Annotated in this window: 25 protein-coding genes and 1 tRNA gene; 8 read left to right on the forward strand and 18 right to left on the reverse strand. The window is 54.7% G+C overall.

All coding sequences use genetic code 11. From position 1 onward, the window contains the following. Positions 1-51: 51 nt before the first annotated feature. From rpoB to rplJ, 3 genes are all read right to left on the reverse strand, one after another. Positions 52-4,191, reverse strand: coding sequence for a DNA-directed RNA polymerase subunit beta (gene rpoB, locus AB1F12_RS13815; protein WP_368184950.1), 4,140 nt, complete (start codon positions 4,189-4,191; stop codon positions 52-54). A gap of 247 nt (positions 4,192-4,438) precedes the next feature. Beyond that, positions 4,439-4,810: a 50S ribosomal protein L7/L12 gene (rplL, locus tag AB1F12_RS13820; RefSeq protein ID WP_368184951.1), complete on the reverse strand. Its 372-nt coding sequence runs from the start codon at positions 4,808-4,810 to the stop codon at positions 4,439-4,441. Positions 4,811-4,878: 68 nt separating this feature from the next. Continuing rightward, on the reverse strand, positions 4,879-5,397 hold the full coding sequence (gene rplJ / locus AB1F12_RS13825) for a 50S ribosomal protein L10 (RefSeq protein ID WP_368184952.1): 519 nt from the start codon (positions 5,395-5,397) through the stop codon (positions 4,879-4,881). Between the two features lie 427 nt (positions 5,398-5,824). Here rplJ and AB1F12_RS13830 point away from each other — a divergent pair, with 427 nt between their 5' ends. Next, positions 5,825-7,657 carry a putative bifunctional diguanylate cyclase/phosphodiesterase gene (locus tag AB1F12_RS13830; RefSeq protein WP_368184953.1) on the forward strand — a complete coding sequence of 611 codons (1,833 nt, stop codon included), beginning with the start codon at positions 5,825-5,827 and terminating at the stop codon, positions 7,655-7,657. A 19-nt stretch (positions 7,658-7,676) separates the two neighbouring features. On the opposite strand, the gene rplA is transcribed toward AB1F12_RS13830, so the two are convergent. The 7 genes from rplA to AB1F12_RS13865 all read right to left on the reverse strand — a co-directional run bounded on the left by rplA (position 7,677) and on the right by AB1F12_RS13865 (position 11,231). Beyond that, positions 7,677-8,375 (reverse strand): 50S ribosomal protein L1, encoded by a 699-nt coding sequence (gene rplA / locus AB1F12_RS13835; RefSeq protein ID WP_368184954.1) that lies wholly within the window; start codon positions 8,373-8,375, stop codon positions 7,677-7,679. A 1-nt stretch (position 8,376) separates the two neighbouring features. After that, on the reverse strand, positions 8,377-8,802 hold the full coding sequence (rplK, locus tag AB1F12_RS13840; protein WP_368184955.1) for a 50S ribosomal protein L11: 426 nt from the start codon (positions 8,800-8,802) through the stop codon (positions 8,377-8,379). A 263-nt stretch (positions 8,803-9,065) separates the two neighbouring features. Beyond that, positions 9,066-9,503: a bleomycin resistance protein gene (locus tag AB1F12_RS13845; RefSeq protein ID WP_368184956.1), complete on the reverse strand. Its 438-nt coding sequence runs from the start codon at positions 9,501-9,503 to the stop codon at positions 9,066-9,068. Between the two features lie 138 nt (positions 9,504-9,641). Then, complete coding sequence (gene nusG, locus AB1F12_RS13850; protein ID WP_368184957.1) at positions 9,642-10,175, reverse strand: transcription termination/antitermination protein NusG; 534 nt, start codon at positions 10,173-10,175, stop codon at positions 9,642-9,644. Between the two features lie 198 nt (positions 10,176-10,373). After that, positions 10,374-10,568: a preprotein translocase subunit SecE gene (gene secE / locus AB1F12_RS13855; protein WP_368184958.1), complete on the reverse strand. Its 195-nt coding sequence runs from the start codon at positions 10,566-10,568 to the stop codon at positions 10,374-10,376. 116 nt (positions 10,569-10,684) lie between these two features. After that, a tRNA-Trp gene (locus tag AB1F12_RS13860) sits at positions 10,685-10,760 on the reverse strand. A gap of 90 nt (positions 10,761-10,850) precedes the next feature. Then, positions 10,851-11,231, reverse strand: coding sequence for an MAPEG family protein (locus AB1F12_RS13865; protein ID WP_368184959.1), 381 nt, complete (start codon positions 11,229-11,231; stop codon positions 10,851-10,853). An 86-nt stretch (positions 11,232-11,317) separates the two neighbouring features. On the opposite strand from AB1F12_RS13865, the gene AB1F12_RS13870 reads away from it, so the two are divergent. Next, the gene (locus AB1F12_RS13870; protein ID WP_368184960.1) at positions 11,318-12,112 is read left to right on the forward strand and encodes a helix-turn-helix domain-containing protein; all 795 of its coding nucleotides are present in this window, start codon (positions 11,318-11,320) and stop codon (positions 12,110-12,112) included. 60 nt (positions 12,113-12,172) lie between these two features. Here AB1F12_RS13870 and AB1F12_RS13875 read toward each other — a convergent pair whose 3' ends face one another. The 8 genes from AB1F12_RS13875 to AB1F12_RS13910 form a co-directional block, all read right to left on the reverse strand. Then, complete coding sequence (locus tag AB1F12_RS13875) at positions 12,173-12,961, reverse strand: hypothetical protein (RefSeq protein WP_368184961.1); 789 nt, start codon at positions 12,959-12,961, stop codon at positions 12,173-12,175. A 178-nt stretch (positions 12,962-13,139) separates the two neighbouring features. Next, positions 13,140-13,799 carry a CatB-related O-acetyltransferase gene (locus AB1F12_RS13880; protein ID WP_368184962.1) on the reverse strand — a complete coding sequence of 220 codons (660 nt, stop codon included), beginning with the start codon at positions 13,797-13,799 and terminating at the stop codon, positions 13,140-13,142. Between the two features lie 30 nt (positions 13,800-13,829). Next, complete coding sequence (locus AB1F12_RS13885; protein WP_368184963.1) at positions 13,830-15,119, reverse strand: tetratricopeptide repeat protein; 1,290 nt, start codon at positions 15,117-15,119, stop codon at positions 13,830-13,832. Between the two features lie 114 nt (positions 15,120-15,233). After that, positions 15,234-16,034 carry a hypothetical protein gene (locus tag AB1F12_RS13890; RefSeq protein WP_368184964.1) on the reverse strand — a complete coding sequence of 267 codons (801 nt, stop codon included), beginning with the start codon at positions 16,032-16,034 and terminating at the stop codon, positions 15,234-15,236. A gap of 78 nt (positions 16,035-16,112) precedes the next feature. Continuing rightward, positions 16,113-17,288, reverse strand: coding sequence for an elongation factor Tu (gene tuf / locus AB1F12_RS13895; protein ID WP_368184965.1), 1,176 nt, complete (start codon positions 17,286-17,288; stop codon positions 16,113-16,115). 124 nt (positions 17,289-17,412) lie between these two features. Continuing rightward, positions 17,413-18,543, reverse strand: coding sequence for a M48 family metallopeptidase (locus tag AB1F12_RS13900; RefSeq protein WP_368184966.1), 1,131 nt, complete (start codon positions 18,541-18,543; stop codon positions 17,413-17,415). After that, positions 18,540-19,751 (reverse strand): DUF898 family protein, encoded by a 1,212-nt coding sequence (locus AB1F12_RS13905; protein ID WP_368184967.1) that lies wholly within the window; start codon positions 19,749-19,751, stop codon positions 18,540-18,542. The genes AB1F12_RS13900 and AB1F12_RS13905 overlap by 4 nt, the downstream gene beginning before the upstream one ends. Further along, positions 19,732-22,041 carry a DNA topoisomerase IV subunit A gene (locus AB1F12_RS13910; RefSeq protein ID WP_368188376.1) on the reverse strand — a complete coding sequence of 770 codons (2,310 nt, stop codon included), beginning with the start codon at positions 22,039-22,041 and terminating at the stop codon, positions 19,732-19,734. Before AB1F12_RS13910 ends, AB1F12_RS13905 begins: the two co-directional genes overlap by 20 nt. Before the next feature lie 174 nt (positions 22,042-22,215). Between AB1F12_RS13910 and AB1F12_RS13915 the strand changes: the two genes are divergently transcribed. From AB1F12_RS13915 to AB1F12_RS13940, 6 genes are all read left to right on the forward strand, one after another. Next, positions 22,216-22,839, forward strand: coding sequence for an SH3 domain-containing protein (locus AB1F12_RS13915; RefSeq protein ID WP_368184968.1), 624 nt, complete (start codon positions 22,216-22,218; stop codon positions 22,837-22,839). 55 nt (positions 22,840-22,894) lie between these two features. Then, positions 22,895-23,722 carry an SDR family NAD(P)-dependent oxidoreductase gene (locus AB1F12_RS13920; RefSeq protein ID WP_368184969.1) on the forward strand — a complete coding sequence of 276 codons (828 nt, stop codon included), beginning with the start codon at positions 22,895-22,897 and terminating at the stop codon, positions 23,720-23,722. 55 nt (positions 23,723-23,777) lie between these two features. Then, a complete protein-coding gene (locus AB1F12_RS13925) occupies positions 23,778-23,987 on the forward strand; it encodes a twin transmembrane helix small protein (RefSeq protein WP_368184970.1) in 210 nt (69 codons plus the stop codon). Further along, complete coding sequence (locus tag AB1F12_RS13930; protein WP_368184971.1) at positions 23,987-24,559, forward strand: cob(I)yrinic acid a,c-diamide adenosyltransferase; 573 nt, start codon at positions 23,987-23,989, stop codon at positions 24,557-24,559. The genes AB1F12_RS13925 and AB1F12_RS13930 overlap by 1 nt, the downstream gene beginning before the upstream one ends. Before the next feature lie 238 nt (positions 24,560-24,797). Beyond that, positions 24,798-25,556, forward strand: a complete 759-nt coding sequence (locus AB1F12_RS13935; protein WP_368184972.1) for an electron transfer flavoprotein subunit beta/FixA family protein — start codon at positions 24,798-24,800, stop codon at positions 25,554-25,556. Beyond that, positions 25,556-26,485: an electron transfer flavoprotein subunit alpha/FixB family protein gene (locus AB1F12_RS13940; RefSeq protein WP_368184973.1), complete on the forward strand. Its 930-nt coding sequence runs from the start codon at positions 25,556-25,558 to the stop codon at positions 26,483-26,485. Before AB1F12_RS13935 ends, AB1F12_RS13940 begins: the two co-directional genes overlap by 1 nt. The last annotated feature ends 19 nt before the right edge of the window (positions 26,486-26,504 follow it).

The following is a 26,504-nucleotide window of genomic DNA, read 5'->3' on the forward strand; positions in this document are numbered from 1 at the left end:
TTTGATACCTCAAATTCGTGCGGAAGGGGAAAGGAGAAGGGCAAAACGCCCTTACTCCTCAATCTCCGCATCCAGGAGTTCCATATTCAGGCCAAGACCACGGACTTCTTTCACCAGAACGTTAAACGATTCCGGAATGCCCGCTTCAAAGTTGTCTTCGCCCTTAACGATGCTTTCATAGACTTTCGTCCGTCCAGCCACGTCATCGGATTTAACAGTCAGCATTTCCTGCAGGGTATATGCAGCGCCATAAGCTTCCAGAGCCCAGACTTCCATTTCCCCAAAGCGCTGGCCACCAAACTGCGCCTTACCACCCAGCGGCTGCTGAGTAACAAGCGAGTATGGACCGGTCGAACGCGCGTGGATTTTGTCATCCACCAGGTGGTGCAGTTTCAGCAGATACTTGATGCCGACGGTGACTTTACGGGCGAATTGTTCGCCTGTGCGGCCATCATACAAAGTGGACTGACCCGATGTATCAAACCCGGCACGGGTCAATGCATCGTTTACATCCGCTTCTTTGGCGCCATCAAAGACCGGCGTCGCGATTGGAACACCACGGGTCACGTTACCCGCTGCTTCTAGCAACTGTTCCTGATCCATATCTGCCAGACCTTCGTCATAGACGTCGGCCCCATAGGCGATTTTCATGGCATCGCGCACAGGGGTCATATCGCCGGACCGGCGGTATTCCTGAACAGCCTCGTCGATCTGGATACCCAGACCACGGGACGCCCAGCCCATATGCGTTTCAAGGATCTGACCAACGTTCATCCGCGACGGCACGCCGAGCGGGTTCAGAACGAAGTCAACCGGTGTCCCGTCTTGCAGGAATGGCATGTCTTCGATCGGAACAACCTTGGAAATAACACCTTTGTTGCCGTGACGACCGGCCATTTTATCACCGGGCTGCAGCTTGCGCTTCACCGCGACGAACACTTTGACCATTTTCATCACGCCGGGTGGCAGATCGTCGCCGCGACGGACTTTTTCGACCTTGTCTTCAAAACGGGCGTCCAATGTCCGCTTCTGAGCTTCGTATTGCTCGTTCAGCGCTTCGACATGGGATGCGTCTGTTTCGTCCTCAAGGGCGATCATCCACCACTGACCACGGGTCAGGCTGTCCAGCAATTCTTCGGTGACAACTTCGTTTGGACGCAGACCTTTGGGGCCTTTCACAGCCACTTTGCCCAACACCATGCTCTTTAGACGGGCATAGATGTTGCGATCCAGAATAACGAGTTCATCGTCACGGTCACGCGCCAGGCTTTCGACCTCTTCGCGTTCGATCTGAAGCGCACGTTCGTCTTTTTCGACGCCGTGGCGATTGAACACGCGAACTTCTACGATTGTACCGTAGTCGCCGGGTGGCAAACGCAGGGATGTGTCACGCACATCGGATGCTTTTTCACCAAAGATGGCGCGCAGAAGCTTTTCCTCTGGTGTCATCGGGCTTTCGCCTTTTGGTGTGATCTTACCAACCAGAATGTCCGCTGGGCCCACTTCGGCACCAATGTAGACAATGCCAGCTTCGTCCAGATTACGCAGGGCTTCTTCGCCTACGTTTGGAATATCACGGGTGATTTCCTCTGGCCCAAGCTTGGTGTCACGTGCGGCAACTTCGAATTCTTCGATGTGAACCGATGTAAACACGTCGTCTTTTACGATGCGCTCAGAGATCAGGATCGAATCTTCGTAGTTGTAGCCATTCCACGGCATAAACGCGACAACGACGTTTTTACCAAGGGCCAATTCACCCATGTCAGTGGATGGACCATCGGCCAGCACTTCGCCACCGCGAACCCGGTCACCCACTTTGACCAGCGGACGCTGGTTGATACAGGTGTTTTGGTTCGAACGCTGGAATTTGCGCAGACGATAGATGTCAACGCCCGCATCGCCAAGGATCAGATCCTCGGTTGCGCGCACAACGATCCGTGTTGCGTCAACTTGGTCAATGATCCCGCCGCGTTTGGCCATGATGGCCGCGCCAGAATCCCGTGCAACAACTTCTTCGATGCCCGTTCCGACCAGCGGTGCCTCTGCTTGTAGCAAAGGAACAGCCTGACGTTGCATGTTCGATCCCATCAGGGCCCGGTTCGCATCGTCGTTTTCAAGGAATGGGATCAAGGACGCAGCGACCGAGACCAGCTGTTTGGGCGAAACGTCGATCAAATCGATGCTTTCGCGTGGGGACAGCGTGTATTCACCGGACTGACGAGTGGACACCAGATCGTTGATGAATTTACCGCTATCGTCCAATGTCGCGTTGGCCTGCGCCACGGTGTGACGCATTTCTTCGGTTGCGGACATATAGTGGACTTCATCCGTGACCTCAGCGTCTTTGACAACGCGATAAGGTGTTTCGATGAAGCCGTATTTGTTCACACGTGCGAATGTGGCAAGGCTGTTGATCAGACCAATGTTTGGCCCTTCTGGTGTTTCAATCGGGCACATCCGACCATAGTGGGTCGGGTGCACGTCGCGCACCTCAAAGCCAGCACGTTCACGGGTCAAACCGCCGGGCCCAAGCGCAGACAGACGACGCTTATGCGTGACTTCTGACAAGGGGTTGGTTTGGTCCATGAATTGCGACAGCTGCGAAGAGCCAAAGAATTCACGCACAGCGGCAGCCGCCGGTTTCGCGTTGATCAGATCCTGTGGCATGACGGTGTCGATTTCGACGCTGGACATACGTTCCTTGATGGCACGCTCCATGCGCAGCAGGCCAACACGGTACTGGTTTTCCATCAATTCGCCAACCGAACGCACACGACGGTTCCCAAGGTGGTCAATATCGTCGATATCGCCACGGCCGTCGCGCAGATCAACCAGCGCTTTGATGCAGGAAATGATGTCTTCTTTGCGCAGGGTGCGTTCGGTGTCTTCTGCATCCAAAGCCAGACGCATGTTCATTTTCACGCGACCCACAGCGGACAGATCGTAACGCTCGCTGTCAAAGAACAGGCTGTCAAACAGGTTTGACGCCGCTTCGACGGTGGGTGGTTCACCCGGACGCATAACGCGGTAAATATCCATAAGCGCAGTATCGCGACCCAGGTTTTTATCCGACGCCATTGTGTTGCGCATGTAGGGGCCAACATTGACGTTGTCGATGTCCAGCACAGGGATTTCGGTGATGCCCGCGTCGATCAGTTCTTTCAAGGAACCGCCGATCACTTCACCTTCTTTGTCGCGCTCAAACGTCAACTCGTCACCAGCTTCGACGTAGATCGCACCGGTTTCTTCGTTGATGATGTCCTTGGCAACAAATTTGCCCAGGATCTGTTCGAACGGGATCAACAGATCGGTGACTTCACCTTCGTCGATCAGTTTTTTCACAGTGCGCGGCGTCACTTTTTCGCCGGCCTTGCCGATCACTTCGCCGGTTTTCGCGTCGACCAGATCATAGATCGGACGTGTGCCACGAACCCGCTGCGGGAAGAACTTGGTGACCCAACCTTTGCTCTTACCTTCCAGTGTGTAATTCACCGTGTTGTAATAGGCATCCATGATGCCTTCTTGGTCCAGACCCAGCGCATAAAGCAGCGTGGTGACAGGCAATTTACGACGACGGTCAATCCGGCAGAATACCAGATCTTTGGCATCGAATTCGAAATCAAGCCAAGAGCCACGGTATGGAATGATCCGGCATGCAAACAGCAATTTGCCCGAAGAATGGGTTTTGCCTTTGTCATGGTCAAAGAACACACCGGGTGAGCGGTGCATTTGCGACACGATCACACGTTCGGTGCCGTTCACAACAAACGTCCCGTTTGGCGTCATCAAAGGCATATCGCCCATGAACACGTCTTGTTCTTTGATGTCTTTGACCGATTTCGCACCGGTATCTTCGTCGACATCAAACACGATCAAACGCAATGTCACCTTCAGCGGCGCGCTGTAGGTCATGTCACGTTGCATACATTCTTCAACGTCGTATTTGGGTTTTTCAAGATTATAGCGAACGAATTCCAAAACGGAGGTTTCGTTGAAATCTTTGATCGGGAATACCGATTGGAAAACGCCTTTGATGCCTTCGCCGTCCATGGGCTCGGGCTGATCGCCAGACGCCAAGAACAGGTCATAAGAAGATTTCTGAACCTCAATGAGGTTCGGCATTTCAAGTACTTCGCGGATTTTACCGTAATACTTGCGCAAGCGTTTTTGGCCTAGGAAGGACTGAGCCATGTGCGTCGTCACCTTTCAATCTCGTGCAGTACGCGATGCCGTTGGGCCTCGGCGCGCGTCCATCTGAGAGCGGATACAGTTCGGCCTATTCATGGCATCCGTCCCAAAGGATGCCTCCCGACCATTGAACCTTTCCAAGTAAAGGGTTTGCAATAAAACCCTTCGCTAAGACAGGTTCGGCTGGGCCCGCAAAACACGGACCCAGCCTAAAATATAGGGGCTAAAAGCCGCCCCAAAAGCGCCTGACTTAGGCCAGCTCGACTTCTGCGCCAGCTGCTTCCAGCTTGCCTTTGATGTCTTCAGCTTCAGCTTTGTCAACGCCTTCTTTGATCTTGCCGCCAGCTTCAACCAATGTCTTGGCTTCTTTCAGGCCCAGACCGGTGATGCCGCGAACTTCTTTGATCACGTTGATTTTCTGAGCGCCGGCGTTCTTCAGAACAACGTCGAACTCAGTTTTTTCTTCTGCTGCTGCACCGGCGTCGCCACCAGCTGCAACCATTACAGCGCCGCCAGCTGCGGGTTCGATGCCATACTCGTCTTTGAGGATGGTTTTCAGTTCTTGTGCTTCAAGAAGAGTCAGACCTACGATCTCTTCTGCAAGTTTTTTCAGATCAGCCATTTTGCTTTCCGTTCTATTAGATGTGTTCCAACGTCAGGGCAGATGCCCCACATAGGTAATCAAGTTGCTTAAGCAGCTTCCGCTTTCTCTTCGATCGTCGAAAGGATGCTTGCGATGTTTGAAGCAGGCGCGCCAATGGCCCCCGCGATGTTGGAACCGGGTGCGCCGATGCAACCAACGATCGAAGCAATAAGCTCTTCACGTGATGGCATTTCGGACACGGCTTTCACACCAGCGACGTCCAGAGCCGTCTCACCCATGGCACCACCAAGAATAACGAGCTTGTCGTTGGTCTTGGCATAGCCCTGAACAACCTTCGCCGCAGCGACAGGATCTTCAGAATAGGAGATGACGGTCATGCCCGTCAGGTAGTCAGCAATGCTTGCGCAAGGCTTACCTTCAAGGGCGATTTTGGCGAGCTTGTTCTTTGCAACGCGAACTGCACCACCTGCTTCACGCATTTGCGCACGCAGATCTTGCATTTCAGCAACTGTCAGACCTTCGTAATGGGCTACCACTACGACGCCAGAGCTTTCGAAGATCTGGCCGAGTTCGTCGACCAATTTCTCTTTCTGGGCTCTATCCACAGTTTTACTCCAAATTAGGGAGGCTCACGCCCCCCGGCTCTTATTTACCGGTCAGACCGGCGTTAAAGTCCGCTACGGGGCTGCCAAAGTCGCCCGAGGTAACACCCCGGCCAATCTTGTCTTTCCCGTCTCAGGCAGGAATTATGGGATCAGATGACCCACCCACCGTCTTGGACGAAACGCAAACAGCGCACGACGAATCGCACGCTGGTTGCAAGAGGTGAAATAATCGCTCTGAACCATAAGCACAAGAGCCAGAATGCGTCTGTTATGTGCAATCGGGGGAATAGGTCAATTTGGTGCCGTTTCCTGCCGAAATCGGGGAAACAGTTTACAGGCTACAAAAATCGCCTCATGCTGATTTCCATTATGGTGATCTTCGCTTTCAGTAGCAAACAATTAACACGCATTCAGTAGTCCAGAACACATGACCAGTGACACGCCCAAGAAAGTTATTCGGGACTTAGAAGATTATGCAGGGATTGCATCGGATTGGTTTTGGGAAACCGATGCCAATCATCGATTCCAATATTTTTCGCGGCGCATGCAAGAAGTCACCAAGGTTGACACCAATATCCTGCTCGGGCGGAGCCGTTATGAGGTCCGCTATGCGGGGGTCAGCCCGGAAGGCTGGAAAGCCCACCGCGAAGATCTGGATGCCCACCGGTCCTTTCGAAATTTCGAATACCAATTCCTACGCACCGAAGACGCCTCAGAATTGTGGGTTCGGGTCTCTGGTGACCCTCTCTTTGATGAGGACGGCACCTTTGTTGGGTATCGCGGCACAGGCCATGACGTCACCAAAGAAGTGGTCGCCAAACGCGATCTCATGGCGTCCCTGAAAGAGCTGGAAAAACGCAACAAAGAGCTGGGCGAAGCGCGCACGGCGCTGGAACGCGCCGCCTTTGAGGATATCCTGACCGGGCTGCCCAACCGGCGCGCCTTTGAACGGGACCTGCAACAGGTTTTATCCAACCCCAAATCGGACCTGTCGTTGCTGCATATCGATTTGGACAAATTCAAATGGGTCAATGACACGTTGGGGCATCCCGTGGGGGACGAAGTGTTGGTCGCTGCGGCCCGTCGCATGCAAAATCTGATCGGCGCTGAGAACCCGCTATACCGGGTGGGCGGCGATGAATTCATGGTACTGCTGGTGGGCTGTCGCGATCTGGATCACGCCGGTTTCATCGGCGATTCCATTGTTGAGGCCATGCTGGAACCGATGCAGCTGGGGCAACAACGCGCAACAGTGGGCGCCAGTGTGGGTGTCTCAATTGGGCTGTCAGGACAGCTGGATGCGCATCAGTTGATATCCCATGCCGATGCCGCCTTGTATCAGGCCAAACATAACGGGCGCAGCAGCGTTTGCAAAATTTCGGACGACTTGCGCAACGAAACCGAAGATTTCCTGCGCCTGTCCACCCAAATACCCGGCGCAATCGAACGCGGCGAATTTGTCCCCTATTTTCAGCCGCAATTTGACTGTAGCAGCAATCAAATCATCGGGGCCGAAGCCTTGGTCCGGTGGCACCACCCTGAATTGGGCACCTTATTGCCCGGCCGGTTCCTGAAAGCGGCAACCGGAATGGGGCTGATCGACAAAATCGACCAACTGGTTCTAGTAAAGGCATTGGAAACGGCCGACCGACTGTCGCAAAAAGGGATCAATCTGCCATCTTTATCCGTCAATATCAGCGAAGCCAGACTGATGGACCCAAGCTTGCCCACTGATATTGCGCGCCTGTGGACCAACCGCAGCTGCACTTTGTCCGTGGAACTCGTCGAAACCATTTATTTCGACGATACCAGCATCAGCGATCAATTTTCAGACAATCTAACGCAATTGCGCAATCTTGGCGTTCGACTGGAAACCGATGATTTTGGCAGCGGGCGCGCGTCGATCACCGGCTTGCTGCGCTATTCCCCGGACCGGCTGAAAATCGACCGACGGCTGGTGCAGGCCGCGGCCCGGGCGCCGGTCCAACACGCCTTGGTATCAGCGATCTTGGACATGGCGCAATCGCTGGGGATCGATACCATCGCCGAAGGCGTCGAAACTCAGGCGGACATCAACACGATCCGCGCCTTGGGCTGTCATTGTTTTCAAGGTTTTGCCATTTCCCATCCGCTTTGCGAACGGGATCTGGAACATTTCCTGACCGCAGATTTTTTGACTCTGCCCGATCAGGACACAAAAAAATCCGGCAGGCCAAAAGGCGCTGCCGGACTTGGATCTGTGCACAACTTTCGCCGGTAATAACACCCGGCGACGTTGATTAGTTGCCTGTCGCGGAATCGATTGCAATCGAAACGCCAGGGCCCATTGTGGACGATACAGCAACTTTTTGCATGTATGCGCCTTTGGCCCCTGTTGGCTTGGCTTTTTGAACCGCATTGACGAAAGCAAGGATGTTTTCTTCCAGTGCTTTGGCGTCAAAGGATGCTTTGCCGATACCAGCGTGAACAACACCTGCTTTTTCAGCTTTGAACTGAACTTCGCCGCCTTTGGCCGCTTCTACAGCGGTTTTGACGTCAGGTGTCACTGTGCCGATTTTCGGGTTTGGCATCAGGTTGCGTGGGCCCAGGATTTTACCCAGACGACCAACGATTGGCATCATGTCAGGTGTCGCGATGCAACGATCAAAGTCGATCTTGCCGCCCTGAATGGCTTCCATCAGGTCTTCTGCGCCAACGATATCTGCGCCCGCTGCTTTGGCTTCGTCTGCTTTGTCGCCACGTGCGAACACAGCGACGCGAACAGATTTACCAGTGCCATTTGGCAGGGATACAGTGCCGCGAACCATTTGGTCAGCGTGACGTGGGTCAACGCCCAAGCACAACGCGATTTCGATGGTTTCGTCGAATTTCGCAGTCGCACCAGTTTTCAGTAGCTCAACAGCTTCTGCAACGGTGACGTCCACTTTGCCGGCGAATGCTTCGCGTGCGGCGCGGGTGCGTTTTCCAAGTTTAGCCATATTACTTAACCTCGATGCCCATAGAACGGGCAGAGCCCAGGATAATCTGCATCGCGGCGTCGATGTCGTTCGCGTTCAGATCTTTCATCTTGGCTTCGGCGATTTCTTTCACCTGAGCCGGTGTCACGGAACCAACGGTTTCTTTGCCGGGCAGTTTTGCGCCGGATTTCAGCTTGGCCGCTTTTTTCAGGAAATAGGACGCAGGTGGCGTCTTGATGTCCATGGTAAAGGACTTGTCCTGATAATACGTGATCACGGTTGGGCACGGCGCACCGGGCTCCAGGTCTGCTGTTTTGGCGTTAAACGCTTTACAGAATTCCATGATGTTGATCCCGCGCTGACCCAGTGCGGGGCCAACAGGTGGGGATGGGTTGGCTTGACCTGCAGCAACCTGCAGTTTCATCGTGCCAGCAATTTTCTTAGCCATTTGGCATTTCCTTTTATCAACACCCCTTGGACGCGTCCGCGGGGCCGTAGTTGACGTGGTTCAGATTGATGATCGCGATCACCGCCCCTCCCACGAGAGAATCTCGCCCGAAGACGATAAGGGTGCCGTTTAGGCCCAACAGGGCGAATTGGCAAGGGAAAGGTAGAGAGAACGTGTAAGGGTTTTGGTGAGTGTTTAAGATGCGCCATGCCACGCCAGTGAAATCGCCAGAACAATGGCCTGCAACGCAGTCAGGGCCGCTCTTAAATTTGCCGTGACCCGAGGGACTGATAGAAACGCAGCAAGTACCCGTCAGGATCAGCCACGACGAATTGACGATGCCCCATCTCCATATCATCCGTAACATACCATTTATCTTCGACATCAAGATAAAGCGGGATGCCGGCGGATTCTAACGACGACGTTAAAAGGGTAATGTCTTCAACCGCGATTTGGACGTTTAACCCCTTTCCAAACGGATAAGTGGCGGGCAAATGCCCATCATCAAAGGTTCTTCCAGCGCCAATTTGGTCGATCATCAACTCAGCATTGCCAAGGCTTAGGTAACAAAATCCTTCATCAGGTCTTTCATAACAGCAGGTAAAACCCAGAACGTCACAATAGAACGCCTTAGAGGCAATCCAATTGGTAACAGCAAATTCGGGGACAAGTGCGTTCGCCATAAAAAACTCCAGGATCAAGAATTACGCTGCCATCGCGACCTCGGTCAGGGACGACTCAAACGGCCAGTCGTTCCCCAATATCGCAGACCTTTTCCTTAAACAAAAACGCCGCGCAGGTTGTCTGCACGGCGTTTGAAATCTGGGATGTCAGGGGGCTTAGACCTGCTTTGAAACCTGTGTGAATTCCAGCTCGACCGGGGTGGCGCGACCAAAGATCGACACCATAACCTTGAGGCGCTGGTTCTCTTCGTCGACTTCTTCGACCATGCCGTCGAAATCTTCGAAGGGGCCTTCGTTCACTTTCACCTTTTCGCCGATCTCATAGTTGATCAGGGTACGTGGCGATTCTTCGCCTTCTTGTACGCGGTTCAGGATCTGGTTCACTTCGGCATCGCGCATCGGCATTGGGCGGCCCTGCGGCCCCAAAAACCCGGTGACGCGGTTGATGGAATTGATCAGGTGATAGCCTTCGTCGGACATTTCCATATGCACCAGAACGTAGCCCGGCATGAACCGGCGCTCGGTGGTCACTTTCTTGCCGCGACGCACTTCGATCACTTCTTCGGTGGGGACCAGCACTTCGTCGATCTGGTCTTCGATGCCTTTTTCCTCGACCGAGGTTCTGATCGATTCAGCAATCTTTTTCTCAAAGTTAGAGAGAACGCTGACTGTGTACCATCTTTTGGCCATTTGATCCGAACCCTTGCCGTGGTTGCCTGCCGCGTTGGGTCAGGCAAAAATTCCAATAATTACGGGGCCTTACCCCGCATCGCCCTGCCAATAAAAATCGGCGCGCAACTCGATTCGCGGCGCGCCAGACAGGGAAGTGTCGTGCAGATACCGCCAAGACCCAAAGGATTCAAGGGGTAACAGGCCGTTCCAGCCCAATCAGCTAAAGCCGTTTAGGATCGTGTCCAGGCCCGAACGAATGCCCAGATCAACCAAAGAGAAGAACACCGCCGTCAATGCCGCCATGATGAACACCATGATCGTTGTCAGGATCACCTCACGGCGTGTGGGCCACACAACCTTGGAAATCTCAACGCGGGTTTCCTGAATAAACTTTGCTGGATTGATAGCCATGTGCCGTCCTTTTGATCGCTTCACGCCACATACGGAATCAGCGACCCTTTATCAAGGCCATTACAATACCGGTCGCGATGTCTGGTAGAATTGGGTCGGCATTTGGCCGAATGATTTGGCAGGGGCAGCAGGGTTCGAACCCGCGACCTACGGTTTTGGAGACCGTCGCTCTACCAGCTGAGCTATACCCCTAAGGCCGGGGGACTGACTAAGCCGATTATGAGCGGGAATCAAGACGCCAATCTCACTTCCCGCATTATTTTCTGGTTTTAGGGGGCGGCCTTAGATCAAAGCCAGCGCCATCAGGATCAAACCGATCCACGCGACCGTCCAAGCCAGGGATCGCACCCACGGCACAGCCAACAAATACAGCGGCAAATAGGCGGCACGGGCCAGAACAAACAGCGCCGCCCCCTGAATGGCCCCGTCCATATCGGCCTCTGGCAAAACCATCGCCAATACCGCCAATGCCAGAAACGGCACCAAGTTTTCCAACATATTGCGCGTGGCCCGCTGGGCGCGACTGTGCATTGGGCTTGGCTCTGGCACAGAATCACGGCTGCCCATGTAGGCCGGAACACCGATCTGTGGGATCAAAAACAGCGATGGCAGGAACAGCCCCACATAATACAGGATTAGGGCCAGAAAAATCCAAGATAACATAGCGACGTCCTTTGTGACGGTGGTTGCAATTGTTGGGGTCAATTTGCACATTAAGGGGAATGATCCCAATTCCCTTGGAGGGAATAATGACGCAAATCGCAACCGTTTCTGAATTTGGGCATGTGCTGAGGGATTTGCGCGCGCAGCTTGGACTGTCGCAGGCGGATTTGGCCGGGCGACTTCGATCAACGCAGCGGCATGTTTCGTTTTTAGAAACCGGGCGATCGCACCCATCGGTTCATTTCCTGTCCCGTATATGCCGTGAACTAGAGCTAAGCGTCGGCCAGCGCGCCAACCTGTTTGAGGCCTCTGGCCTGCGCAACCCCTATATCCGCCGCGATTTTCAATCGGTTGAGGTCACCCAAGCCTTGGATATGATCGAAGCGCGGGTGTTGAACAATTGGCCGTTTCCGGCGTTGGTGCTGGACCCCAGCTGGAACATTCTGCGCCAAAATCAGGCGTTTTCGAACATGTTCGGCGCTCTGATCCCGTCAGAGAATGCCAGCCCCAACCTGTTGTCGGTCATGCTCAGCCCAACAATGCGCGACATGATCGCCAATTGGGATGAGGCCGTGCATATCCTGTATTTCCGTCTGCAATCGGCGGCCGCATCCGACCCGCATGTCGCCGACATCTTTGCCACGGCAAAGTCGCAAGGCGTGTTCGACAATTTGGAAAACCTGTTCAAAACCGATGCAGATGTACCCGTCTATGTGCCGATCCGCATCGCCTTGCCCGGCGGAGGCGAGCTGCAAATGACATCGCTGCTGGGGCAGCTTGCCTCGGTCCAAGATGCATTGGTCGAAGGGTTTGAAATCGAACTGATGATCCCCACAGATGCCCAATCAGAGGCATTGCTGCGTCAGATGTCAGCCGGGTAGTTTTGATAGGTCAGTTTTCACAGCCTTTGTCCGATGTATTTTTGCCCGCCATGAGCATCCTTAGTTTGAATGTGCCGCCCTGGTCGGTGGTCGCACAAAGAATATGCTACTTGAGCCGCCTGAATTTTCAGACGTGGAAAATTGTCGAAGCAGACTTTGACGCTGCACGGGGTTTGCAAAGCTAAGTATCCCGTCAGCCTTGAGAGCCGCTATCGTAACAGGATTGTTGGGGGGCTGTTCAATCTGGCGTATTTCGCGCGTAAACCCCATGAGCATGGATAACGTTTTCATGCTCCCAGCCATACTCTGAGCAAGGTTTTCTCCGGTTTCGCCTTGAAGAAGGGCTGTTGTTGCATCCAGTTCTACAACCAACTCTTCGAGCGCAATTACGTTCGGATCATCGGCCCCGGAACGTTGCCTGTTTATACGAGCACGCTCAAGCTCAGCGGCAGATCGCCTTTGGGTCTCTGCCTCAAAAATGTCTTGTAGCGTGGCGCTTTCATCAGCCCGCAAAGCAGCTGCATACCGCGCCAGTTGATCCGGTCGATAGATGGACAGAACGACCTCAACCATCTCAGAATTCATGCGCTCGACATATGGTGCAATATCTTGGTCCGGGATCAATTCGATAAACCGGTCGAAATCGGCAATTTCAACACTTTGTCCTGAAATTGGCCTGAAATATGTGGCGACAAACGCTTCTCTTAGCATCAGATTCACGCGATCGTCCCATGCCGGGCTCGAGCTGCGTTGCACAATGAATAGGGCATCTTCTCGGGGGGTCGCCAAGGATGCCTGCCCACAGAACAAAAGGGTGAACAACAGCGCTGGTTTGATAAAATCGAGCAAGGAGAAAACTCCTGTTTCTGGAAATGGTCAATGGTTTTTAGCTAACAACCACTCGAGTACAGAATATTTAAGGCCATAGTTTGGCACGTCAGAAGCGTCACTGAACATGACGGTTTTTCTGCGTCGCGATTAAATGTCACTAGGGCGTTTGCGTTTGTAGATTGGGCCAGCCAGTGTTTCAAACGGCGTTGGCGATGTGCTGCAATGCGGCCAGATCAGCACCACAAATGGCCGCTTCGTTTTTCAAAATCACCTCAATCGGCCAATGCCACCATTGGATGTCCAGCAGCGCCGCAATCGTTTCCGGGTCAAATCTGGACCGGATTGTCTGGGCCGGATTGCCCGCCACACTGGAATAGGGGGCAACATTCCCTGAAACCACAGCCCCTGCCCCCACAATACAGCCATCGGCAATCTGCGCGCCGGGCATGATCCGCGCGCCCTGACCGATCCAGACATCATTCCCGATCACCGTGTCACGCCCCGGTTCCGGCATCGAAGGTCGCCCATCCATCGCCCCCCCGTCAAAAATCGCAAACGGATAGGTGCTGAACCCATCATATCGATGATTGGCAGATGACGTGATAAACATCGCCCCATCCGCAATTTGACAAAAGCGACCGATCACCAGTTTTTCGGGTGAAAACGCAAACAGATATGGTGCCAAACAGGCGGCCCAATCCTCTGGCGGGGCAAAGGCACTGGCATAGGTGTAATCGCCCACGTGAAACCGTGGATGGTCAATGGCGGGTTTCAGAAAGACCGTCCCGACATGGCCTTGACCATCCGGCAACGTAATTGGGTGACGGGTGCCTGGATTGGGAAAGTTTGTCGTCATCGTATCCTCGTTTCGCCCCCTCACAGGCCATCAATAGCGGCGCATCACTTTGCCTGCTTCGACAAAATGCCCCAGCGCGATCAATTTGCGGGCAAAATAACCAACATCCTCGGGTGCAAGCCCGTTGCCCATCGCATGGTGAAACCTGTTCACCCCGGCGCTCACATCCCCGCCCTGCACCGTCAAGATCGCATCATAAAGCAGACAATACGGATCGTTGGGCAACGTATTCAGACAGATCGCATTGGCCGCATCTGCATCTTCAAATCGTTCTGCCTCGATCGCATAAAACGCAAGGGTCCGGTAATCCTGAGCGGCTGTGGTCAGGGATGCCAGCATATCTGTGATTTCATAGGCGCGGTCAAAATCGCCCTCATTTGCGACCACATCAACCATCCAAATCAAAAAGAAACTGTCATCTGAAAACTGGCTTAGCTTTTCCTCTAACAGCGCAATTGCATCCCCGCGCCGCCCAAGCGCCTCTAGCGATCTGGCCCGCTGCACAAATCCATCCGAAAAATCAGGTGCCATGGAAATCGCCAGATCAGCATCATTCAAAGCGGCCCGATTTCGCCCCAGCCCCCGCAGAATGAAACTGCGCAGGGAATAAACCAAATACCAATCCGGGCTCAGATCCGCGGCCTGATTGGCATAAATCAGTGCCTCTGCCGACTGGCCCAGTTCAGACAATGCCTGCGCCACACCATAAAGTGCAGAAACGTCAAATTCATCAATATCAAGCGCCGATTGATAGGCGGCCCTCGCTGCGGAATAATCGCTCAAGTCGTACTGGATGGACCCCGCTTCGCGATATCCCCAAGCATAATTCGGGTCCAAAGCCGTGGCCGTTTCCAACAAAGCAACCGCATCGGAACCGCTGATGTCGCCCAACCGATATTGGGCGCTCGCCAATCCGGCCAGCGCTTCTTGGGTGGGGTGCAAATTGAGCGTCCGCTCAAAACCGGCTGCGGCCGCTTGATATTCAGCCACAGACCAATCCGTCCAGGCCAATCCGTTCAACAGCACGACAGAATTGGGGGAAAACTCTAATCCTTTCAGATAGATGCCCCGCGCTGCATCCGCATCATAATTCCCGACCGCAGTGCCCCAATTGCTGTATATCCGCGCCTGCTCTGACGCGCTTAGACCTATGCTTTGGGACGCTAATTCGCAGATTGTTGCGATGTCTTCCCATGTATCCCCGATATAATCGAGGCAGAGCTGCGCGGCGGTTTCCTCTGAACTTGTGATCGGGGGCTTGGCGGCAACGGGCATCGCCAAACAGCACGCTAGGAAAACACTTGGAATTTTCGAAAACACTCTGACCCCTAAAGGATTGGACTATTGCAACGTTAGACCTGCAAATTTGGTTAGAAAAGCCTGATCATGCTGGAATGCCGAAAGAAATGGGGGCGCAACTTAAATGGTAATCCATCAAATCACATTCCGTTCGCGCCGTCGGGATTTGATCGGGCCTTCGGCAAACGGGTCTTGCGATTTTCCCGGCCGGGTCTTGGTCAGTTCTGACAGGCTTTGCCCTTGCAATCCGGGCATGGCCACCTGCGTCTGTTCTGGGCTGGGTCGGGCGGCAATCGCCTTGCGGGTGGGGCGACGGGTGCGCCAGCGTCGCAGTTTCACCACCCCCATCAAGGAAAAGACCAATGCGATGACGGGCAAGAACAACAAATCGAACCAATTTTCAAACCTGAGGTCCTGAAGCGCATCCGCGCGCGTGCCCCAATAGGGGGACAGCACCACAACCTCCATGTCGCTGGGCGCCCCAAGCTCTGCAAGATGGCGCGCCACAACCCGGGTTTCTGTTTCGGAACGCAGCCAAAAAGCCTTCAAAACCGGCCCGCCCGGCGAACCAGTGGTAAGGTTTAAATTGTGATGAAACGCAGGCGCGGTCATCGATTCCGCCTGAACCGCAAACAACACATCCTGCCCCGGAATGATCACATAGTGGGACAATAAATTGGCAACAGACGTTTCAATAACCGGATAGGTCAAATCAGCGTTCAACAACAATGACACCTCGTTCAAGGTGCCAAAAACCGGGGTGGCCTGCCAATTTTCAGGACGCACCGATGCAGGAGGGTGCTGATAGGATGCCGTCGCCAATTCGGTCTGTTTGGTCAGTGTATCTTCGAACGTGTCCGCCGCCAGAAAACAGATCAGACCCCCAATGCAGATAAAAAGCCACCAAGGGACAAACCGGATTATCAATCTAAACATAAAGCAATTCCAAAACGAAAAAGGGACGCGATCAAACGCGTCCCTTTGGATTAGATCAAATTGATCTATGTTTGTCGATTACTCGATGATTTTTGACACGACGCCGGCGCCGACGGTGCGGCCGCCTTCGCGGATGGCGAAGCGCAGGCCGTTTTCCATGGCGATTGGGGCGATCAGTTCAACGTTGAACTTCAGGTTATCGCCGGGCATCACCATTTCTGTGCCCGCTGGCAGTTCAACTGTGCCGGTCACGTCTGTGGTCCGGAAGTAGAACTGTGGACGGTAGTTCGCGAAGAAAGGTGTGTGACGACCGCCTTCATCCTTGGTCAGGATATAGGCTTCTGCTTCGAACTTGGTGTGCGGTGTTACAGAACCCGGCTTACACAGGATCTGACCACGCTCAACGCCTTCACGGTCAACGCCGCGCAGCAATGCGCCGATGTTGTCGCCAGCTTCGCCGGAATCCAGCAGCTTGCGGAACATTTCAACACCCGTACATGTGGTTTTGGATGTGTCTTTGATGCCAACGATTTCGATTTCGTCGCCAACGTTGATCACGCCACGCTCAACACGGCCAGTTACAACTGTACCACGGCCAGAGATCGAGAACACGTCCTCGATTGGCATCAGGAACGGCTGGTCAACAGCACGAGCAGGTGTTGGGATATATTCGTCAACAGCGGCCATCAGTTTGTTGATGGAATCTTTGCCGATCGCATCGTCGCGGTCTTCCAGAGCGGCCAGAGCCGAACCAGGGATCACTGGGATGTCGTCGCCAGGATATTCGTATGAATCCAACAGCTCACGGATTTCCATTTCAACCAGTTCCAACAACTCTTCGTCGTCAACCTGGTCAACTTTGTTCATGTAAACAACCATGTAGGGGATGCCAACCTGGCGACCCAGCAGGATGTGCTCACGGGTTTGTGGCATTGGGCCGTCAGCCGCGTTCACAACCAGGATCGCGCCGTCCATTTGCGCCGCACCGGTGATCATGTTTTTGACGTAGTCGGCGTGGCCGGGGCAGTCAACGTGGGCGTAGTGACGGTTTTCTGTCTCATACTCAACGTGGGCTGTTGAGATGGTGATGCCGCGGGCTTTCTCTTCGGGCGCGCCGTCAATTTCGTCATACGCTTTGAAGTCGCCAAACTGCTTGGTGATCGCAGCTGTCAGCGTTGTCTTACCGTGGTCAACGTGACCGATTGTGCCGATGTTTACGTGCGGTTTGCTACGTTCAAACTTTTCCTTAGCCATGATGGCGCCTCGTCATTCGGGGGCCCTGCACCACGCGTGGACCCGGATCTATATGGCGGGGCATTTATTGACTTGTGGACAGAAAATCAAGCAGGAGTTGAACCCAGCAAAAACCCTGTTTTTCTTAGCGGCAAATCTGCTGCAATGATGCCCATTGGTCAGGTGTCAAAAGTTCATTGAAAACAGCATCTTCTGGCGTTGCATCCCGCGCGGCCTGTATTCGATCACCCAGTTCGGGATGCGACATAAAATGTTGTGCAATTCCGAGATTTAACTCGTTGCCCTGCATACGTTCAAAAAACGTGGCAATCGCCGAGGGTGGCAAATCTGCGGCCAGCAACACCCGATAGGCATAAGAATCTGCATCTGCTTCTACGGTGCGATTGTAATCGGCCTGGATCAAACGTTCGGATGCAAACAGCAACAGCGCCCCCCCGGCAAAGTCGCCAAACAGCAGGCCCAGCACCCCAACCGACCCTGCCGATCGCAGTGCAACACGCGTCGCATCACGATGTTCCACATGGCCCATTTCATGGGCAAACACTGCGGCGACCTCTTCTGGGGATTGGGTCCGCTGTAGCAACCCGTCAAAGAACACGACATGCCCACCGGGCAGCGCAAAGGCGTTGACCATCGGGTGATCCAACACTGTGACCTGCAACGGATATGGCAGGTCAGCATGGGGCGCCAACCGGTCCTGTATCTGCGTCAACGCCGCGATCCCGTCTGGATCGTCACAGATACGCAACCCGCCAAATCCATCCGCATCAAGCGCCCCGCGTATTTGTTCCAAGGTCACGTCACCTAACGCTTTTTCGCCCTCAGCCGGCAGCCAGTCCGCCAATTGATTTGCCAGCAGCGGAATCAGCACCGTGATGATCAACACAACCGAGCCAACCGCAGCCAGCCCCCACCCCATCATCGCAAACGGCCGTTGCAATCGGGGGCGTTTTCCCAACTGACGCGCGCGTCCGGCGATCAAGTCCATGTCGTCTTTGGATGTGATGATCAATCGCTGAACAGGATCATCCGCCAGATGCAAAATCGTGTGATCCCCACCGGCCTGATCCGCCAATCTACGGATGTTTGCATAGGCCCATTTGGTGCCATCCCGCCCGTCAGGCGTCAGGGACATCTGCCCTGCTGTGTCATCCATTTCCAACCGGACCGATATCGGTTCGGCGCTGTCGCCCGGCAACCACATGCCAACAGCGATGGCAGGTTCTGCGGCGGCACCGACATGAATCACACTCATATCGCGGCCCCCAAATCAAGCGCCTCAGCGAACCCTTCGGCTTGGCTTAGATGGGCGCGGTCCCGCTGTGCAATGTCAGGCAGCGTCTGGGTGCCATGGATCACCAATGTTTCCGCATAATGCCGCCAAACAGGCAATGTCACCATCACGTGGCGCAAACTCGCCCAGCTGAGAAACAAGAAGAAATAAAGCCCTGTGCCAATCGTCCAGATCAGCCAGGATGGCAGGCCTGACAACGCGGTCATGCCCGGTGCAACCTCTTCCATCTCCATAAAGCTGAAATAGATCATCGCCGGCAAAAGCGGCAACAAAATCAGGATCAAAGCCGTCACATAGCCAAATCCGGTGATCCGCAGAATTCTGGTTGGGCGGGGCGTAGCAGTGAGCCACAAATCGCCTGCGCGTTTGGCATTTGCCATCAGCCGTTTGGCATCCACCAGATAGACAAAAATCCCATAGATCAGCCATGGCACCGAAATCAGCAAACACCACGCCATTAGCCACACGCCCAACAGCGCAAACCCAATGCATCCCAGCGTGAACACAACGCCGATGACCACATGGGCAAAGGCGGGCCACAACATGCGCCAATCCCCGGTTTGTTCCAGCTTTTGATCCCCGAACCACGTGCGGTCGGTTTTGAATTTCTCTAAATCAAACGTCATCCGCGGCCACAAAAGCCCCAGCGTCAGCAGCGTCGCCACCCAGCGCCGGATCGCCAACCACGCAAAGGCCCAAGCCCCCGCATCCAACCCAAACCGAATGCCACGCCAGCGGGTGCGCCCCAGCACATATTGGCGCGCACGGTAACGAGCGAAAAACCACAACGGGATCACCCCAGCAAACGACAATGCATAGGCGGCGCTATTGTTAGCGATCAGTGAAAAGCTGACAAAAAACAGCAGCAGGTTCACCACGCCAACATAGAAGGACAGCAACACCACCACCATCAAAAACCCAAGCAGCTTTTCGCTGGGGGTGCCGGTATATTCCAATGGCAATCCGCCCGGGCGAATGGCGGACCAATACCACCGACGCAATCGGGTTTTCATCCAGAACCGGTACAAACCTAACGTGAGAATGGTCAACATTCCCATGCGGATTGCCATCCAGAACAAAGGCTTACGTTGACCAACAAAACTGGTCCCGAGCCGCTGAGGCCCGGTTTCTATCAGGGAAACGTTGGGATCAGGTGAACCGATTGTCACGGGGGAATCCCCTAGGGGCCATACGACCCGCCGCGGCGCGTTTGGCCATCCATTCGGACAATTCATCGCCAATCACAGTGCGTGTGCGTCCCGCCGGGTCCAGCCATGACAGGCCATTCTCCAGCACAAAGGTGTGCGCATCTGACAATCCACCATCTTTGTATTTCTGCAACCGCACCCCTTTGCCGCGCCCCATTTCAGGCAGTTCATCAATCGGGAACACCAGAACTTTGCGGTTTTCACCGACCACGGCCACGTGATCCCCAACCACAGATGTACAGACCAGCGCGGTCACATCCCCGCGCACGTTCAACACCTGTTTGCCGGTGCGGGTCTGGGCGACCACGTCGTTTTCCGCCACGACAAACCCGTCCCCGGCGGATGACGCGACCAGCAATTTGGCATCTGGTTTGTGGATGAACAAATCGACGATCTGCACTTCGTTGGGCAAATCGACCATCAATCGCAACGGTTCGCCCATGCCCCGCCCACCGGGCAGATTGGACGCGCTGATCGTGTAGAACCGCCCATTGCTGCCAAAGGCCAGCAGCCGATCCGTGGTTTCGGCGTGGAACACAAATCGCGACCCGTCGCCGTCTTTGAATTTCAACTCGCGCGTTAGATCGATATGGCCAGTCATCGCCCGGATCCAGCCCATCTGCGAACAGACCACAGTGATCGGTTCGCGCTCGATCATCGCTTCGATCGGCACATCTTCGATCACGCCGGCTTCGGCAAATGTGGTCCGGCGCGCGCCGCCTTCGTAGGTGGCGCCAAAGGTTTTGCGCACTTCGCGCACCTGTTCGGCGATCCGCGCCCATTGCAGGTCTTCGCTGTCCAGCAAATCTTCTAGTTCGGCACGTTCTTTCATCAACGCGTCCCGTTCGGTGATCAGCTCCAGCTCTTCTAACCGGCGCAACGACCGCAAGCGCATGTTCAAAATGGCTTCGGCCTGCACTTCTGTCAGGCCCATTTCGGTGGCGGCCGCAGGGCTGATATAATCGGCCTCATCAAAGGCGCGTGGATGGTCCTTGCCCCAATCTTCGCGCATCAACGCGGCTTTGGGTTCGTCATCATAGCGGATGATGTCGATCACACGGTCCAAGTTCAGAAAGGCAATGATAAACCCTTCGAGCACTTCTAACCGATGGTCAATTTTATCCATCCGGTGTTGGGACCGACGGATCAAAACGTCGCGACGGTGATCCAAAAACGCGCGCAACACTTCTTTCAGGCTGCAGACCCTGGGGGTCACGCCGTCAATCAGCACGTTCATGTTCAGGCTGAACCGGACCTCTAGGTCGGAATGGCGGAACAGCATGTTCATCAGAACATCCGGGTCCACATTGCGCGACTTGGGTTCCAGAATCAGGCGGATATCATCGGCGGATTCGTCGCGCACATCGCCCAGAATCGGCACCTTTTTGGTTTGGATCACCTCAGCCAGCTTTTCGATCAGCCGAGATTTCTGCACCTGATACGGAATTTCCGTCACAACGATCTGCCATTGGCCACGACCCAGATCTTCGACTTCCCAGCGTGACCGCAGTCGGAACCCACCGCGTCCGGTCGCATAGGTGCGCGCGATGCTGTCTGCGGGTTCGACAATCACGCCGCCGGTCGGGAAATCCGGACCGGGAATGTATTTCAGCAGGGTTTCGTCGCGTGCATCCGGGGTTTTGATCAGATGCAGGCAGGCGTTGCACAATTCTTCTATGTTGTGGGGCGGAATGTTGGTTGCCATGCCCACGGCGATCCCGCTGGACCCGTTGGCCAGCAGGTTTGGGAACGCGGCGGGCAACACGGCAGGTTCGCTCAGCGTGCCGTCATAATTGTCCCGGTAATCAACGGCGTTTTCGGTCAACCCTTCCAGCAACGCTTCGGCGGCGGCGGTCATGCGCGCCTCGGTATACCGGCTGGCGGCGGGGTTATCGCCGTCGATGTTGCCAAAGTTGCCCTGCCCGTCGACCAACGGATAGCGCACGGCAAAATCCTGCGCCAAACGTGCCATAGCATCGTAAATCGCAGCATCCCCATGCGGGTGATAATTGCCCATCACGTCGCCAGAAATTTTCGCCGATTTGCGGAACCCACCGGTGCTGGACAGACGCAATTCGCGCATTGCGTACAGAATACGCCGATGCACCGGTTTCAACCCGTCCCGCGCGTCAGGCAGGGCGCGATGCATGATCGTGCTCAGCGCATAGGTCAGGTACCGGTCGCCAATGGCGCGACGCAGGGGTTCAACAGCCGTGGCGGCGGATTTATCTGGATCAATCGTATCTGACATATGAATGGGATAAACCCAGCCCGCGGCATGGTCTAGTGGCATTCTGCAAACAAACCACCATAGGTTGCGGTTATTTTCAAAAATGAGGCCATTTTGTTAATTTTTCCCCTGCCCAAATTGGACAAAACACGCTAAGGTAAAATCCTGCTACGTTGTTATTTGGGGGATGCGCTGGTGACGCGCTTTATAGTACTTACTTTTGGGTTTTTGGGTTGGGGTTTTTATGAGTTTTCAGGTGGGGCGGATTTCAAACCGCAGACCCGCTCTGAGGTTGAAGCCCGGATTGTGCAAGCTGCCGCACAAGAGGCTCCGGCGATTGAGATACCGACGCGAAACGCCAATATTTCACTGATTTCGGTTTCTGCCGAACCGAATACTGTGCGCGAAACCAATTTTCGCACGGCCCCTCAGGCTGCGACACACGCTGTCGAAGGCTTGGTTCAGGCCAGTTTGAATGTCGAACCCGAAGCCGCCCCAAAAGAAGAAGTGTTCTTGTTTGAGAGCCTGGTCGAAGGTGCCCCAACGGCCGAGGATCTGTTGGGCGCAGCACAAGCCAGCGAAGCGGATGCGATTGCCGAAACCCGCGCCGAAGAAACCCACAATTTGTGGGAAGTGGCAGGACGACGCGTGAATATGCGCGCAGGTCCCAGCACAGGCCACGGCGTGATTGTTACCCTGACACAAGGCACAGAGCTGGACATTCTAGAAGTGGGCATTGACGGCTGGGCGCAGGTTCGGGTTCTGGAAACAGGCGCAGTTGGCTGGATGGCCGAACGGTTGCTGACACCTGCGGGCTGAATGATCCCTCGAAACAAATGTTGCCAGATTGCCCCGTCCAACGCATAGACGGGGCATGACAAAATCAGTTTTAATCACCGGCTGTTCCTCAGGTATTGGCTATGATGCGGCGCTGGGACTGCAGGCGCGCGGCTGGCGCGTCTTTGCCACCGTGCGCAATTCAGCAGATCAGGCACGTTTGACCGAAATGGGGCTGACCACGCTTATTCTGGACTATGAAAAACCTGATACGATTGCAGATTGCGTCGCGCTGGTGAAACAACAGACCGGCGGGACGCTGGATGCCCTGTTTAACAACGGCGCTTATGCCATTCCCGGCGCTGTCGAAGATCTGCCACGTGGGGCGTTGAACGCGATCTTTGAGGCCAATGTATTTGGCTATCACGACCTGACCCGCCAAGTGATTCCCATGATGCGTGCCCAAGGTCACGGGCGGATCGTCAATTGTTCCTCTGTTTTGGGGCTGGTCCCGATGAAATGGCGCGGGGCTTATGTCGCGACGAAATACGCGCTGGAAGGTTTGACAGATGTGTTGCGATTGGAAATGGCCGGAACCGGGATCAAGGTGATCCTGATCGAACCCGGCCCCATCACATCGCGCATCCGGGCCAACTCGATCCCACATTTCGAACGCTGGGTAGATTGGGAACATTCGCCACGCGCCGATGAATACCGCGCGACCCTGCTAAAACGTCTATATGAATCCAAGGGCCCTGATCAGTTTGAGCTGCCCGCATCCGCCGTGACACGAAAACTGGCCCATGCATTGGAATCCCGGCGCCCAAAGCCACGCTATTACGTCACAACCCCCACCTATTTGATGGGTGCGGCGCGCCGTTTACTGCCCACAGCTGCGCTGGATTGGCTCATTTCCAAAGGTTAGCCTTGGAAATACCAATATGCCTGCTACATCTCTGGTGACCCTGAAAGGAAACGCCATGGCTTCGGACCCTCTCTTTACCATCGCATTGATCGCTTGTGCGGCTGTTGTCGTTGTTTTGTCCCTTGGGCTGGGCAGCTTTGGCAAAGGTGGTGAATTTAACAAGAAACATGCCAACAAACTGATGCGCTGGCGGCTGGGGCTGCAATTTCTGGCCGTGGTTTTGGTCGTCGTGATGGTTTGGCTGCGCGGAAACGGAGCAAGTTAATGGTTGTCCTAAACAAGATTTACACCCGCACAGGCGATTCCGGTGAAACTGCATTGGGCAATGGCGACCGGGTCGCCAAACATTCCGCCCGCGTCAACGCCTATGGCACCGTGGATGAAACCAATGCGACCATCGGCATGGCACGTCTGCATGCCAGCGGCGAAATCGACACCCAATTGGCCGCGATCCAGAATGACCTGTTTGATCTGGGGGCTGACCTGTGCCGCCCCGAAATGGACAAAGACGCCGAGGCAGAATACCCGCCCCTGCGCGTCACCCAATCGCTGGTGGATCGGCTGGAATCTGAAATCGATGTGATGAACAAATCGCTGACGCCACTGCGCAGTTTCATCCTTCCCGGCGGGTCCGCTTTGGCCGCGCATTTGCACATTTGCCGGACCGTGTCGCGGCGTGCCGAACGGCTTGCTGTCGAACTCTCAACCCTCGAATCGATCAACCCGGCGGCGGTGAAATACCTCAATCGATTGTCCGATTGGTGCTTTGTTGCGGCGCGTATGGCCAACGATCAGGGCGAAAATGACGTGCTTTGGGTGCCCGGGGCGAATACGTAAAAATACGTGGTTTTTGCGGTGCGCTGATTCTGCCGAAAATTGGCCGATCTTTTCATCCCTATGAAAACTAGGAATTGTTATCGCAAACATTTCCAATGCGCTGCAAAAACGCGACGTTTCAATCAACTAACGTGACGATTTTGCTCTGTTGTGATGGGCGTTGTCCGGCTATCAAAAGCGGGAAACGAAAAGGAGGCGCCCGTTCGGCCCCTCTGTCCAAATTGGGAGACAACGCCAGATGAAGGTACTCGTGCCTGTAAAGCGCGTGATTGATTATAACGTGAAAGTTCGTGTGAAAGCGGACGGAAGCGGTGTCGATCTTGCCAACGTTAAAATGTCCATGAACCCGTTCGACGAAATTGCCGTCGAAGAGGCCATTCGCCTAAAAGAAGCGGGCAAAGCGGACGAAGTGATTGCCGTTTCCATCGGCGTCAAGCAGGCGCAGGAAACATTGCGCACCGCCTTGGCGATGGGCGCAGATCGCGCGATCCTGGTTGTAGCTGCGGACGACGTGCACACCGACATCGAACCATTGGCTGTTGCTAAAATCCTGAAAGCCATCGTTGACGAAGAGCAGCCAGGCATCGTTCTGGCCGGCAAACAAGCCATCGACAACGACATGAACGCCACGGGTCAAATGCTGTCGGCATTGCTGGGCTGGTCACAGGGTACATTTGCATCCGAGCTGGACATTGATGGCGACAGCGCCGTTGTGACCCGCGAAGTGGATGGCGGCCTGCAGACCATCAAGGTCAACATGCCTGCGATCATCACGGTGGATCTGCGTCTGAACGAACCACGATATGCATCGCTGCCAAACATCATGAAGGCCAAGAAAAAGCCGCTGGATGAAAAAACCGCAGCTGATTACGGCGTTGACGTCACACCACGTCTGGAAATCGTCACAACCAGCGAACCAGAGGCACGTGCCGCAGGGATCGTTGTTGGGTCCGTGGACGAACTGGTTGAGAAACTCAAAGAAGCGGGGGCTGTGTAATGGCTGTTCTTCTATTGGCAGAAGTGACCGACGGCGCCTTGGCGATGGACGCCACCGCCAAAGCGATTTCCGCAGCGACATCTTTGGGTGACGTGACGGTTCTGTGCTGTGGCGCATCCGCTGCCGCTGCAGGCAATGAGGCTGCAACAATCGCAGGCGTGGCCAAAGTTCTGGTCGCCGAAGACGCATCACTGGGTCACCGTTTGGCCGAACCAACTGCGGCATTGATCGCAGGCTTGGCTGGCGATTACGAACATATCGTCGCCCCAGCCACCACAGACGCCAAAAACGTCATGCCCCGCGTGGCTGCGTTGCTGGATGCGATGGTGATTTCTGATGTGACAGCCGTTGTGGACGGCAACACATTCGAACGTCCGATCTATGCGGGCAATGCCAACCAGACCGTCAGATCCTCGGATGCGAAAAAGGTCATCACCTTCCGCACATCCACATTTGACGCCGCTGCCACAGGTGGATCCGCTGCGGTTGAAACCATCGCTGCCGCTGAAAACCCCGGCCTGTCCTCTTGGGTCGAAGACAAAGTTGCTGCGTCTGACCGTCCAGAACTGACATCTGCGGGTGTGGTTGTGTCCGGTGGCCGTGGTGTTGGCTCAGAAGACGATTTTGCACTGATCGAAAAACTGGCAGACAAACTGAACGCTGCCGTTGGCGCGTCCCGTGCTGCGGTTGATTCAGGCTATGCGCCAAACGATTGGCAGGTTGGTCAAACCGGCAAAGTTGTGGCACCTGATCTGTACATTGCGGTCGGTATTTCCGGGGCTATTCAGCACCTTGCCGGGATGAAAGACAGTAAGATCATCGTCGCCATCAACAAAGACGAAGAAGCTCCGATCTTCCAAGTCGCCGACTTCGGTCTGGTCGCGGATCTGTTTGATGCCGTACCAGAATTGACTGAAAAACTGGGCTAAGCTCAGCTTGCAAAACTTC

The organism is Aestuariibius sp. HNIBRBA575, from assembly GCF_040932005.1.
In the GTDB taxonomy this organism is placed as follows: Bacteria; Pseudomonadota; Alphaproteobacteria; order Rhodobacterales; family Rhodobacteraceae; genus CANLNM01.

Excerpts from the sequence above, each read along its gene's own strand:
- rpoB (WP_368184950.1), bottom strand. The coding sequence starts at position 4,191 with ATGGCTCAGTCCTTCCTAGGCCAAAAACGCTTGCGCAAGTATTACGGT.
- rplL (WP_368184951.1), bottom strand. The coding sequence starts at position 4,810 with ATGGCTGATCTGAAAAAACTTGCAGAAGAGATCGTAGGTCTGACTCTT.
- AB1F12_RS13830 (WP_368184953.1), top strand. The coding sequence starts at position 5,825 with ATGACCAGTGACACGCCCAAGAAAGTTATTCGGGACTTAGAAGATTAT.
- rplA (WP_368184954.1), bottom strand. The coding sequence starts at position 8,375 with ATGGCTAAACTTGGAAAACGCACCCGCGCCGCACGCGAAGCATTCGCC.
- rplK (WP_368184955.1), bottom strand. The coding sequence starts at position 8,802 with ATGGCTAAGAAAATTGCTGGCACGATGAAACTGCAGGTTGCTGCAGGT.
- nusG (WP_368184957.1), bottom strand. The coding sequence starts at position 10,175 with ATGGCCAAAAGATGGTACACAGTCAGCGTTCTCTCTAACTTTGAGAAA.
- secE (WP_368184958.1), bottom strand. The coding sequence starts at position 10,568 with ATGGCTATCAATCCAGCAAAGTTTATTCAGGAAACCCGCGTTGAGATT.
- AB1F12_RS13865 (WP_368184959.1), bottom strand. The coding sequence starts at position 11,231 with ATGTTATCTTGGATTTTTCTGGCCCTAATCCTGTATTATGTGGGGCTG.
- AB1F12_RS13870 (WP_368184960.1), top strand. The coding sequence starts at position 11,318 with ATGACGCAAATCGCAACCGTTTCTGAATTTGGGCATGTGCTGAGGGAT.
- AB1F12_RS13880 (WP_368184962.1), bottom strand. The coding sequence starts at position 13,799 with ATGACGACAAACTTTCCCAATCCAGGCACCCGTCACCCAATTACGTTG.
- AB1F12_RS13890 (WP_368184964.1), bottom strand. The coding sequence starts at position 16,034 with ATGTTTAGATTGATAATCCGGTTTGTCCCTTGGTGGCTTTTTATCTGC.
- tuf (WP_368184965.1), bottom strand. The coding sequence starts at position 17,288 with ATGGCTAAGGAAAAGTTTGAACGTAGCAAACCGCACGTAAACATCGGC.
- AB1F12_RS13900 (WP_368184966.1), bottom strand. The coding sequence starts at position 18,543 with ATGAGTGTGATTCATGTCGGTGCCGCCGCAGAACCTGCCATCGCTGTT.
- AB1F12_RS13910 (WP_368188376.1), bottom strand. The coding sequence starts at position 22,041 with ATGTCAGATACGATTGATCCAGATAAATCCGCCGCCACGGCTGTTGAA.
- AB1F12_RS13920 (WP_368184969.1), top strand. The coding sequence starts at position 22,895 with ATGACAAAATCAGTTTTAATCACCGGCTGTTCCTCAGGTATTGGCTAT.
- AB1F12_RS13925 (WP_368184970.1), top strand. The coding sequence starts at position 23,778 with ATGGCTTCGGACCCTCTCTTTACCATCGCATTGATCGCTTGTGCGGCT.
- AB1F12_RS13930 (WP_368184971.1), top strand. The coding sequence starts at position 23,987 with ATGGTTGTCCTAAACAAGATTTACACCCGCACAGGCGATTCCGGTGAA.
- AB1F12_RS13935 (WP_368184972.1), top strand. The coding sequence starts at position 24,798 with ATGAAGGTACTCGTGCCTGTAAAGCGCGTGATTGATTATAACGTGAAA.
- AB1F12_RS13940 (WP_368184973.1), top strand. The coding sequence starts at position 25,556 with ATGGCTGTTCTTCTATTGGCAGAAGTGACCGACGGCGCCTTGGCGATG.